Below are 12,409 nucleotides of genomic sequence, written 5' to 3'. Positions count from 1 at the left end.
TGCGCAGGTGAGTGCAAGGGCGCGAAACCCGGCCGGGCCAACATTCAGCTTGTGCCGATGGTCCGGAGTCGGTGAGCAATTTTTCAAACTCCTGAATTGTGAGAGAGCCGTGAATAGCTAAGGATCGCCACTTATTGGAATTCTCCCGTCCATGAATCGCAGTCTTGCAAATCTCCTACAAGGCTCGCACAGGCCAAGGCTGGCTCGCCTTCTGGCATGTGGGATGATTTTGTCATCGACCTGCGCTGTCATGGCAGACGTGGATCATCACGCCGGTGCTGACACCTTGCTCATGGAGGCCGCGCGTCTGGCTCCGGCGGCACAGGCGGTGGAGATGAACATCTCCGCCCCTTCCCCGGCGGAATACGCGACTTTGGGAAACTGGAGTCCCGTCATTCCCTGGGATCCGCACATTCCTGTCTCGGCGGCGCTGCTGGCGGACGGACGTCTGCTGACCTTCGCCTCCAATCAACGCACCTCGTTTCCCGACGGCCCGCAGTTCACTTACGCGGCGGTGTGGGATCCGGCCACGGGTGTGTTCACCGAGCTGAACAACCCGCGTCATGACATGTTCTGCGGCGGCTTGTCACAGCTCCAGGACGGGCGCGTGATGGTGAACGGTGGCAACGGCATCCTCGGCACCACGGCGCTGGCGAGTTTGTTCGACTGGCGCACGAATGAATGGAGCGCGGCGCAAACCATGCCGGAAGGCCGCTGGTACAACACCAGTGTGGCCCTGCCGGGAGGCGAAGTCTTCACCGCCGGTGGCGCGGGCGGTGACAATGGCACGGGCACCACCGACCAATGGAACGCCATCTCCGGCTGGCGGCGCATGAGCGGCATCAACTGGTCCAGCGCGGTCAACACATCCATTCCGAACGCCATCGAGCCGAACTGGCATCCCTTCCTGCTCGTCTCTCCAGACGGTCGTCTCGCGCACTTCGGGCCGCACAAGGCGCTGAACTGGATCACGAACAGCGGCACAGGCTCACTCACTTCTGCGGGCGCAAACCTGCCCGGCACGCATTATCCCAAACAAGGCGCGTGGGCGATGTATGACGTCGGCAAGGTGCTCGTGGCCGGCGGTTTGCAGGCCATCGACAACGGCGCCGTGGTGAAACAGGCTTTCACGGTCGATTTGAACGGCCCCACACCAGTGGTGACGCCTGCGACGCCGATGGCAAACGCACGCTCGTTCTCCAACTCCGTCGTGCTGCCCAATGGCGAAGTCATGGTGGTCGGCGGCACCAACGTGGGCGCGTTCTTCAGCGACGCTGGCACGATTTACACCCCGGAAATCTGGAATCCCACGACAGGTCAATGGCGAGCCCTTGCGGATGCCAGTGTGCCGCGCAACTACCACTCGCTCGCGCTGCTGCTGCCAGACGGGCGTGTATGGTCGGGTGGTGGTGGACTGTATGGCGACGCCACGGTCGATCACCAGGACGCGCAGGTCTTCACACCTCCACAGTTGTTCCAGGCCGATGGCAGCGCGGCCCCGCGCCCGCAGATTCTTGCCACACCCGATCGCATCGGCCCCGGTGCGGTCTTCACCGTCAATGCCTCGCCCGGCGTGCAGTATTTCAGCTTCATCCGCCTGTCCTCGCTCACGCACTCGGTAAACACGGACCAGCGTCACCTGCGCTTCACCCACAGCGTCACCGCGCCGGGCGAGTACGCGCTAACCGCGCCCGGCAGTATCAACGTGCTCACACCGGGCTACTGGATGATGTTTGCAGTCGATGCGAACGGCGTGTGGTCCGTCTCCCGCATCATGCAGGTCACGAATGCCACGCTGCCGGTCGTGACCAACCCTGGAACGCAAAACGTCACGCAAAACAGCGCCGTCTCGCTGCCCATCAACGCCAGCGCCACAGGCGGTGCGCTGAGTTATTCATCCACCGGCCTGCCGGGCGGTCTTGCCATCAACTCAACCACCGGTTTAATCTCCGGCAGCCTCACCGCCGCGCCGGGAACGTATCGCAGCACTGTTTTTGCCACGGCAGCAGGCCAGGTGACCTCGGTGTCATTCAACTGGATCGTGGTGCTGCCCAATCTCGGCAGCGGCCAGATCATGCGTGAATGGTGGACGGAGATCAGCGGCACCACCGTGGCCTCTCTCACCGCCGATCCATCTTATCCAGGCACGCCAAAGGGCCGCGATCTTCTCGCTGAATTCGAGGTGCCGCAGAACTGGGACGACCGCACCGGCCAGCGCGTGCGCGGCTTCTTGCATGTGCCGGTCACAGGCCAATATCGTTTTGCCATCAGCAGTGATGACCAGTCCGCCCTCCTTCTTAGCATCGATGCCAATCCCGCCAACGCCGTGCAGATCGCCAGCCAGCCCGACTGGACGGAACCCCGCGCATGGTCCTGGTATGCGCAGCAGACTTCGGCTTTGATCACGCTCAATGCCGGCACGCGCTATTACATCGAAGCCATCATGAAGGAGGGCGGTGGAGGCGATCATCTGGCCGTCGGCTGGCAAAAACCGGGTGACACAACAATCAGCGTCATCGCAGGCACTTACCTCACGCCTTACCTGCCCGTGCAAAATCCCGCGATCTTCTGGAGCCTGGAAGAAAGCGCCTGGAACGGCACAAGCGGCGAGGTCAAAGCCTCCGACCAAGGCATTCACCGTCTCAACGGCACCGCAGGCAACGGCGCGAACACCACCGTGAACAATCCCGCACTCAACGGCAATCCTGGCACCGGACGCAGCGCGGTTTTCAACGGCACCTCCCAAAGCGTGATCGTCCCCTTCAACACCGCGTTGAATCCCACCGATTTCACCATCGCCGCCTGGGTGCGTTGTGACGCACTGAACGGCGCCGAGCGCTGCATCCTGGCCTCACGCGAGATTGTCGGCACCACCGAGCGTGGTTACAGCCTGTGGGTTTCGTCGGCGGGCCGGTGGCAGCTTCGCACCGGCATCGCCGCGAACGCCTTGACCGGCCCCGCCATCACGCCTGGGCAGTGGACGCACCTCGCGGCCACCTTTGACACGACGAACACCAGCACACGCGCCGGCATCCGCCGTTTGTATGTGAACGGCGTCCTCGTCGCCGAGGACAGCGGCATATATCAGATCAATGCGTCGCAGCCGCTCGTCTTCGGCGCGGCGGGCAGCGCGGGCACGGCCTTCTTTGCCGGAGCATTGGATGAAGTAACGCTGCATCAGGCCCCTCTCTCGGCGCTGGACATCATTGCGCTGCGTGATCTGCGGCATGCCACCGAGGGTGGCGGCGGACCGCAGAATCAATCGCCACAGCTCGTGAATCCAGGCGCGCAGGGCACGCTCGTCGGCGCTCTGGTTTCATTGCCGCTCAGCGCCAGCGATCCTGAAAACAATCCCCTCACCTTCTCCGCCACGGGACTGCCCACGGGACTCACCATTTCACCTAGCTCCGGCGTCATCTCCGGCTCGGCGAGCACCGCAGGCGTGTTCAACGTCACCATCACGGCAACCGACACACTCAGCCCGCCTGCCAGCGCGGCCTTCGTGTGGACGGTGACGAACGGCATCACACTCCAGCCGCTCGCCTCCAATCCCAAGCCCTCCGGCGCAGCGCAAACTTACACCGCACAGGCGGCGAACGGATTGAACCCGCGCTTCAAGTGGAACTTCGGCGATGGCACACCCGAAACCGCCTGGAGCACCAGCCCCACCGTCTCACATACCTTTGCCAATCCAGGCCGCTATCTCGTGACACTCACCGCCACGGACGACACCGGCCTCACCATCACCAGCACTTTCTATCAGGCTGTGCATGCGCCGCTGACGGCCAAAAAGCCGAACACCTCCAGCAGCATCGCGTTTCAAGACCTCGCCACTGGCAACGACCGCGTCTGGTGTGTGAATCCAGACAACAACAGCGTCTCCGCCTTCGATGTCGTCACACGTACACGCTATGCCGAAATCGCTGTGGGCACCTCGCCACGCGCGCTGGCCTTTGCGCCGGATGGAAGACTCTGGGTGGTGAATCACGAAAGCGGCACTCTCAGCATCATCAACACCAGCACGCGCAAAGTAGCCTCCACGGTCACTCTCGCGCGTGGATCACGGCCATTTGGCCTCGTGTTTGATCCTGTCAGTGGGAATGGCTGGATGGCGCTGGAGGGCACGGGCCGCGTCTTGCAACTGAATCCCTCCAATGGTGCTCAAACCGCCAGCATCGACGTCGGCGGCCCCGTGCGGCATCTGTCCATCTCCGCCGACGGCACACGCCTCTATGCCTCGCGTTTCATCACGCCGCGTGTGCCTGGTGAAAACACCGCCACGCCTATTTTGACCGGCACTGGCGGCCAGATCGTCGTCATCGGCACCGCCGCGCTCGCCGTGCAGCGCACGATCCTCATCAATCCGAGCACCGCCGCCGACACCGAGACTTCCGCTCGTGGATTGCCCAATTACCTCGGCGCGGCGGCCATCTCACCGGACGGCCTCTCCGCCTGGGTGCCTTCCAAGCAGGACAACATCCAGCGCGGCATGCTGCGCGATGCCAAGCCGCTCAATCACGAGGACACCGTGCGCTCCATCGTTTCGCGACTGGATTTAACTGCGCAGGCCGAGCATCTGCCTTCACGCGTGGACATCGACAACGCGGGCATGCCCTCCGCCGCTGCTTACGATCCGTGGGGCATCTATGTCTTCACTGCTTTGGAAGCCAGCCGTGAAGTGGCCATCCTGGATGCGTGGACGCGACAGGAGGTTCTGCGCTTCCCCACCGGTCGTGCGCCACAGGGCCTCACGCTCTCCCCGGATGGCGGCACCCTCTACGTTCAAAACTTCATGGATCGCAGCATCAGCGTGCATGACGTGCGTGGCATTCTCAGCGGCGGCACCGCCGCGCCGGTCACGCTCGCCACGCTGAACGCCATCACCACGGAAAAGCTCACCGCGCAGGTCTTGCAGGGCAAAAAGCTCTTTTATGACGCCAAAGACGCGCGTCTCGCGCTTCAGGAATACATGAGCTGCGCCACCTGCCACAACGAGGGCGGCCAGGACGGCCGCGTGTGGGATCTGACCGGCTTTGGCGAAGGTTTGCGCAACACCATCACACTCAAAGGCCATGGCAATCACGGCACGCTGCATTGGACCGGCAACTTCGACGAGGTGCAGGACTTTGAAGGGCAGATTCGCGCTCTCGCGGGCGGCACCGGCCTCATCGCAAGCGGATCACCGCATCCGACGCTCGGCACGCCCAACGCGGGACGCAGTGCTGATCTCGACGCGCTCGCCGCTTATGTGAAATCGCTCACGAGCAGCGGCACCAGCCCAGGCCGCACCAGCAGCGGCGGCTTGAGCTCGATCTCCACCGCCGGTCAGCAGATCTTCCGGGCGCAAAACTGCGCGGCCTGCCACAGCGGCACGACCTTCACCGACAGCGCGCTCAACGTCTTCGCGAACATCGGCACGCTCAAGCCCTCCAGTGGCACGCGCCTCGGCGCTCCGCTCACCGGGCTCGACGTGCCCACCCTGCGCGGAGTATGGGCCACCGGGCCGTATTTGCACGACGGTTCCGCCGCCACGCTCGCCGAGGCCATCGCCGCGCATCAAGGAGTCGTTCTGTCTGCCGCCGACATGGCGAAGCTCGTCGCCTTCGTCTCCTGCATCGACGACGCGCCCACCTCCGCCCCCCTGCCCTTCGCCCTCGCGCTCAGCACACCACTCACCACGGTCACCGCCGCGTTCAATGTGACCGCTATCTTCAATTCATCCGCCACCGGCTTCGCTCTGACCGATGTCGTGGTGGTCAATGGCACCACGTCCAACTTCACCGGCACAGGCTCGGCTTACACCTTCACGGTGACTCCGACCGCCTCTGGACCTGTCACCATCAGCGTTCCCGCCAACGCCGCCACCGACAGCACCGCGCTCGGCAACCTCGCCTCAAATGTCCTGACCGTGAACTACGGCTCCACCGACAACACGCCTCCCACCGTCGCGCTCAGCACCACGGCCTCCAGCGTCACCGCCCCCTTCGTCGTCACCGCCACCTTCAGCGAGAATGTCAGCGGCCTGCTTGGCTCCAAGTTCAGCGTCACCAACGGTACCGTCACCGCGCTCTCCGCCGCAGGAGCCGTGTGGGCCGCCACCGTCACACCTGCGACGTCTGGCAATGTGATCGTCACCCTGCCGGCGAACACCGCGCAGGATGCCGCAGGCAACGGCAACACGGTCTCCAACACGCTCACCGTGGCCTACACACCGCCGCCCGTGGTCACCAACGGAGTCACCGCTGATTATTTCATCGGCAAGAACTTCGAGCAACTCGCTCTCAACCGCGTCGATGCCGACATCAACTTCGACTGGCCCGCCTCTCCCGCGCCCGGGCTTCCCGCCGATGGTTTCAGCGTGCGCTGGCAGGGCAGCATCGTCCCGCCGGTCAGCGGCGCGTTTGATTTCATCACCCGCAGCGATGACGGCGTGCGTCTCTGGCTCAACGGCGTGCTCGTCATCAACAACTGGGCTGATCATGGCGAGAGCTGGGACACCATCACGCTCAATCTCCAGGCCGGCGTGCCGGTGACGGTGAAGATGGAGTTTTATGAGAACGGCGGCGGCGCGGTGGCGCGGCTGTTTTGGGAAGGACCGGGCATCGCCTTCAGCGCGGTTTCCTCCAGCGCCTTGCGTCCGTTGGAAGCCGCCTCCGCCCCTGCGAACCAAACCCTCACCCGCCTCCTCGCGCCTCCCGCCACGGGGGATACTCTGCTCGCCCTCACCCTCGGCCTCTCAAACAACGGCGGCGTTGCCCAGCCAGGAGAAGGACTGCAACTCGTTCACCGGGAGCACACCGCCGTCGATGCCGTGCTGGTGCGCCCGGCAGGTCAAAGCGCCATCACCTTCACGCTCGAAAGCACGGAAGATCTGCACCACTGGCAGCCGCTCGCCCTTTTCCCTTCCATCGTGAACCTCGGCGACGGCCGCGAGCGCGTTACTTGGTCCAATCTGCAAAACACGACCGGTTTGAGCCTCGCTCGCGGCATCGTCCGCCTGCGTGTCACGCAGAGCACGGGTACCACCGCTGTCACCACGCCCGTCGGCTGGCAGCAGCTCGCGCCACGCGCCGGCATCCAAAGCTTCGGCCTCAATCTAACCCACCCGCCCGTCTTCACCGGCGCGGCCCAGAGCGCCAACGCCGCCGGCATCACGCTCAGCGCTCAAAGCACGCTCGCCAGCGTGACCGGGCCCGGCTTCACCTGTTACATCGAGATCATCAGCGGCCCGCAGGCCGGTCATCGCGTCGAATTGCAGAGCATCACCGCCAGCGCCTGTGTGTTCTCCCCCGACTCACCTCTGCACACGATTTCTCCCGCCGCCATCGACTGGACAAGCGCGCGCTTCAACATCCACCCGCACGTCATCCTCACCGATGTGTTCGATCCCGCCCGCTTCCAGGGCCACACCGCCACCAGCAGCGCCGATCAGGTGCTGCTGCACGCGAACGGCACCTACCTCACCCACTGGCTGTACGACGATGGCACCCAGCGCCGCTGGTTGCTCGAAGGCGAGCCCACCTTCGCCGACCAGTCCGGAGTGATCCTACCCCCAGGCACCGGAGTGATGCTCAAAATCGCCGCCACCACACCGCAGCCGGTGCTCTTCGCTGGCAGCGTGCGCACCACAGCGCTCGCCCGCGACTTGCAGCCCGGCTACAACCTCGTCGCCAATCCCTGGCCCATCGACACCACGCCTGCCGCCGCCGGCTTGACCGGTCCGGGCTTCGTCGCCAGCACCCAGGTTGCCAGCGCCGATCAACTCCAGCTCTGGTCCGGCGACGCCAATGCCGCCCTCAGCGGCTACACGGGTTATTGGCTCTTCCAGATGCCCGGCCAGCCCATGCCCGTCTGGATTTCTCCCCTCGACCCCGCCCAGACCTCGCAAAACAACACCATCCTCCTCCGCGCCGGCCGCGCCACCTTCATCAAGGCTCAGCCCCAGGCGAACCGCCCCGTGTGGATCGTGCCCGCCCCGTAACCCGGCAGGTGGCTGGCAGTAGCAGCGGACGCAAGTCCGCCTTCGGCTCGGCCTCGTCCTCCTACTCGATTAGGAGGTTGGCGTTTGTTTGCAGTGGTTGACGGTCGTTTGAAAATCACCGTCAACGGCGCGCAGTGAATCACAGGCTGCCAGCCTGTGGGACCAGTCCTCAAGGAGAGGCGCTTTGCAAGCGCCTGGACGGTTCCAAACCGCTTCCTTGGGATCACTGAGAGCACCGCCAGAGGATGGCCGTTTACGCTCTGAGTGGGTGACCTCGCCGGCAATGCAGCCATGCGCTCCACAACCAGCCATACATCACCCCAAAGCCCAGCCGCTGCCACAACCCACGGCGGAACTCCAGGTGATCGCCCATCAAAAAAAGCACGGACATCGCCAGTACCGCGCCGAAGGTTCCCCAAGCGAAAAAACGTTTAAGCGAAGACGAAAGCAAACCCGCTCCAATGAAGGAAATGCCTGTCAGGCCCATGCTCACGACAAGACGAATGGCACGATAGTGAACATCGGAATACGCGTCCGCCATACCGTGCTCGTAGCCGGTGTGAGAAGTCTGCGAGGTGAACCACCACGTCGGCGTCCACCACTCGTGTGCCGGTGGTGGCGGTTGCTCCACGCGGCGCATCGGCGCGTACGCCACGAAGAAATTGCCCATCGCCGTGGCGGTGAGCAGCAGGCTGCCGACGAGAACCAGGACATTCCCCCCACTCTGCCGCAGAAACGCCAGCGCGAGCAGGAACAGCAGCAGCGCGAAGGCAAAGCTCGTCACGATGAGCCACGGCCAGTGCGGCGCCTTTTTCATGTACTCGGTGATGTAGCTGTCCATGAGGCTCAGCCCGCTCTCCGCTCCGCCCATGTGCCCGTAAATCAAGGTGCCAAGGATGACGAGCAGGCAGAGGACGATGCCCGCGTCGATGAGTCGCGAGATGAACGATCGGTCATTCATGGTGCTGCGCTGGTTTCACACTTTCGGCGCCAGATAACGCAGCATGGCGTCCAGGGTGTTCAGCTTGCCGTAGTCGGCCTCGGGAATCTCGACGCCGGTCTTTTCGTTCAAGGCGATGAGGAACTTGAGGAAGTCGAAGGAGTCGATGTCGAGCGTCTCACGAATCTTCTGATCAGGACGCAGTTTTTCCGGCTCGGCCTCGGGCGCGATCTCGCGCAGACCGTCGAAGAGAATGGCTTTGAGTTCGGCTTCGCTCATGGCTGGTCGGGTGCTTGCAGGTGACGGTTGAGGGCTTCGAGGAATTGCGCGCCTAGGTGACCGTCGGTGGCGCGGTGATCGGCGGCGAGTGAGGCGGTCATGATGGGATGCACACCGAGCATGCCATCCTTCGCCCACGGCTGCTCCATGATTTTGCCGAGACCGACAATGGCGACCTGCGGCGGATAAATCACGCCAAACACCGTCTCCACGCCGAGATCGCCGAGGCTGGTGATAGTAATCGTGGCATCGGTCATCTCCGAGCTGCGCAGCCGGCCACTGCGAGCGCGAGGAATCAAATCGCTCAGGTCAGCCATGAGTTCGTCACAGGATTTATTGTCCACATCATGAATCGCCGGAGCCACGAGGCCGCCGCCCTTCATCGAAATGGCAAAGCCGAGGTGAATCGCTTCCGAAACGCGATGCTGACCATCAATCCAGAAACCGTTGAGCTGCGGCACGTCGCGCAATGCTTTCGCCAGAGCCTTCAACAGCGGCACCACCGGCAGCAGGCGGTCTTTGATGCTGCGCTTCTGATTCTCCGCCTGCAACCACGCCAGCATGGCGCTCATGTCGATGTGCGTTTGCAGGTAGTAATGCGGAATCTCCCGCTTCGACTTCGCCATCGCAGCGGCGATGGCACGGCGCATCGAATCGCCTGCCTTGGGCGGCGTGGCAGCGCGCTCGATGTCGGCCGCTTCGATGGCACCGTCAGGACCGCTGCCTTGGATGTGCGTGACATCGATATGCAGTTCCTCGGCTTTTCGGCGTGCCAGAGGCGAGATGCGCACACGAGTTGGCGGAGCAGAAGCAGGATTGGCGGCTTGCTCGACATCTTCGCGATCAATCAAGCCTCCAGGGCCGGTGCCATGGCCGATGAGCTTGTTCAAATCGACATGCAGTTCTGCTGCGATCTTCTTCGCGAGTGGCGAGGCATGAATGTGCGGTGGTTCAGGCATCACCGCAGTTACAGGAGCGGGCACCGGAGCCGCCACAGGAGCTTCACCGCCTTGAATCACTGCCAGCAGCGCACCAACGGGGATCTTTGCGCCAGGTTCGATCTCGAGTCTTTCGATGATGCCGGACTGGAAACATTCGACGTCGATGATGCCCTTGTCGGTATCGACCTCGGCAATGATCTGGCCGCGTTTCACGGCATCGCCGGGTTTGACGTGCCATTTCACGAGCGTGGCGGACTCCATGTCCGCGCCGAGGCTGGGCATGACGAAATCAGCCATGGGAGCGGACGAGGTTTTGCACGGCTGCGATGATCGACTCCACCTGCGGCAGCGCGGTCTGCTCCAGGTGCTTCGCATAAGGCATTGGCACCTCGGCGGAGCACAGACGCTGCACCGGGCGGTCGAGTTCATAAAAGGCCTGCTCCTGGATGCGCGAGCTGATCTCGGCAGAGATGCCGCCACTGCGCCAGCCCTCATCCACGATGAGCACACGGTGCGTCTTGGCCACGCTGCGCATGATGGTCGCATCATCAAGCGGCCTCAACACACGCAGATCGACGACTTCGGCATGCACGCCTTGCTCCGCGAGTTTCGCGGCGGCTTCGAGGGACTTCGGCAAACTCGCGCCATAGGTCAGGATGGAAACGTCCTTGCCCTCGAGCCGCACTTTGGCGCTGGCAATGTCCACCGGACCGGCATTCGCAGGCAACTCGCCCTCCATGATGTAGAGCGTCTGGTTTTCAAAGATGAGCACCGGATCAGGATCGGCCAGCGCGGAGGCCAGCATGCCGTAGCCATCTTCGAGTGTGGCCGGTGTGAGCACCTTGAGGCCAGGGATGTGCGCATACCAGCCCTCCAGGCTGTGCGAGTGCTGCGCCGCGAGCTGCTTGCCACCACCGGTGGCCATGCGGATGACGAGGGGCACGTTGAACTGGCCGCCGGACATGTGCAGCAGCGATGCGGCGGTGTTCATGATCTGATCCAGCGCCAGCAGGCTGAAATTGCAGGTCATGATCTCGACAATCGGTCTCATGCCGCCGAGCGCCGCGCCGATGCCCGCGCCGACGAAGGCTGACTCCGCCAGTGGTGTGTCGCGAATTCGCTCCTCGCCAAATTCAGCCAGCAAACCACGGCTCACGGCGAAACAGCCGCCATAGTGACCCACGTCCTCGCCCATCAAGAACACACGCGGATCGTTTTGCAGGGCGCTGCGGATGCCTTCACGCACCGCGTCGCGATACGTCATCTTTTTCGGCTGATCGGTCGCGCTCATGATGGTGACACCTCCGAATAGACAAAGCGTGTGAGATCGCTCACCGGCTCCCAAGTGCCAGCTTCGGCAAAGGCGACCGAATCCTCGACTTCCTTGGCCACATCAGCTTCCACGGCGGCGTAATCGGCATCGCTGAGCACGTTCGTCGCCTTCATCGAATCGAAGAACAGCATGATCGGATCGCGCTTCTTCCATTCGACGACTTCGTCTTTCGAGCGATACAGCTCAGCATCAAACATCGAATGCGCGCGGAAGCGGTAGGTGCGGCATTCGAGCAGGAAGGGTTGGCCTTCACGAGTCGTCGCGATGGCCTTGGCAGCGGCTTCATGGACCGCAAGCACGTCCATGCCATCGACCACGGCGTTCGCCACATTGTAGGCATCGCCCTTCTTGGCGATCTCGGTTTTTGATTCGGTGTAGCGCAGCGCGGTGCCCATCGCGTAGAGGTTGTTCTCGCAGATAAACAACACTGGCAGCTTCCACAGCGCGGCGAGATTCAGCGACTCGTGAAATTCACCCTCTGCCACCGCGCCTTCGCCGAAGAAGCAGGCGGTAACGGCTTTGCGATTCTGCATCTTGTCCGCCAGCGCCAGTCCGATGGCCAGCGGCAGGCCACCGCCGACAATCGCGTTGCCGCCGCAGAAGCGCGTCTTTGCATCAAACAGATGCATCGAGCCGCCGCGACCACGAGCACAGCCTTCCTGCTTGCCATACATCTCCGCCATGATCGACCCGGCGCTCATGCCGCGCACGAGTGCCTGACCGTGCTCACGATACGTCGCCACGATGGCGTCCTCGGGCCGTAGCTGGTCGATAATGCCCGTCGCCACGGCTTCCTCGCCAATGTAGAGATGCATGAAGCCGCGTATCTTCTGCGCGCTGTACATCTCGACGCATTTCTCCTCAAAACGCCGGATGCGCACCATCTGCCAGAGAAGGCGGCGGGCTTGATCGTGATCTGGCTGGGCGGTGCTCAT

At 63.1% G+C, this 12,409-nt stretch carries 6 protein-coding genes; 1 reads left to right on the top strand and 5 read right to left on the bottom strand.

The genetic code is table 11. The features are described 5' to 3' along the window. Positions 1-250: 250 nt before the first annotated feature. Complete coding sequence (locus ACILSI_RS12020) at positions 251-7,981, top strand: PA14 domain-containing protein (protein WP_395722122.1); 7,731 nt, start codon at positions 251-253, stop codon at positions 7,979-7,981. Positions 7,982-8,234: 253 nt separating this feature from the next. Here the strand turns inward: ACILSI_RS12020 and ACILSI_RS12015 are convergent, their stop codons facing one another. From ACILSI_RS12015 to pdhA, 5 genes are read right to left on the bottom strand one after another with little or no spacing between them, the layout of a single operon-like run. Next, positions 8,235-8,942, bottom strand: coding sequence for a hypothetical protein (locus ACILSI_RS12015; protein ID WP_395722121.1), 708 nt, complete (start codon positions 8,940-8,942; stop codon positions 8,235-8,237). A 15-nt stretch (positions 8,943-8,957) separates the two neighbouring features. Beyond that, the gene (locus tag ACILSI_RS12010) at positions 8,958-9,200 is read right to left on the bottom strand and encodes an acyl carrier protein (RefSeq protein WP_395722120.1); all 243 of its coding nucleotides are present in this window, start codon (positions 9,198-9,200) and stop codon (positions 8,958-8,960) included. Next, positions 9,197-10,438, bottom strand: coding sequence for a dihydrolipoamide acetyltransferase family protein (locus ACILSI_RS12005; RefSeq protein ID WP_395722119.1), 1,242 nt, complete (start codon positions 10,436-10,438; stop codon positions 9,197-9,199). The genes ACILSI_RS12010 and ACILSI_RS12005 overlap by 4 nt, the downstream gene beginning before the upstream one ends. Next, positions 10,431-11,432, bottom strand: coding sequence for an alpha-ketoacid dehydrogenase subunit beta (locus ACILSI_RS12000; RefSeq protein WP_395722118.1), 1,002 nt, complete (start codon positions 11,430-11,432; stop codon positions 10,431-10,433). Before ACILSI_RS12000 ends, ACILSI_RS12005 begins: the two co-directional genes overlap by 8 nt. Further along, positions 11,429-12,409 carry a pyruvate dehydrogenase (acetyl-transferring) E1 component subunit alpha gene (gene pdhA, locus ACILSI_RS11995; protein ID WP_395722117.1) on the bottom strand — a complete coding sequence of 327 codons (981 nt, stop codon included), beginning with the start codon at positions 12,407-12,409 and terminating at the stop codon, positions 11,429-11,431. The genes ACILSI_RS12000 and pdhA overlap by 4 nt, the downstream gene beginning before the upstream one ends.

The sequence above is a fragment of the Prosthecobacter sp. genome (assembly GCF_044232965.1).
Taxonomy (GTDB): domain Bacteria; phylum Verrucomicrobiota; class Verrucomicrobiia; order Verrucomicrobiales; family Verrucomicrobiaceae; genus Prosthecobacter.
The sequence above is the reverse complement of the archived record's forward strand: the minus strand, read 5'-3'. Positions and strand labels throughout refer to the sequence as shown.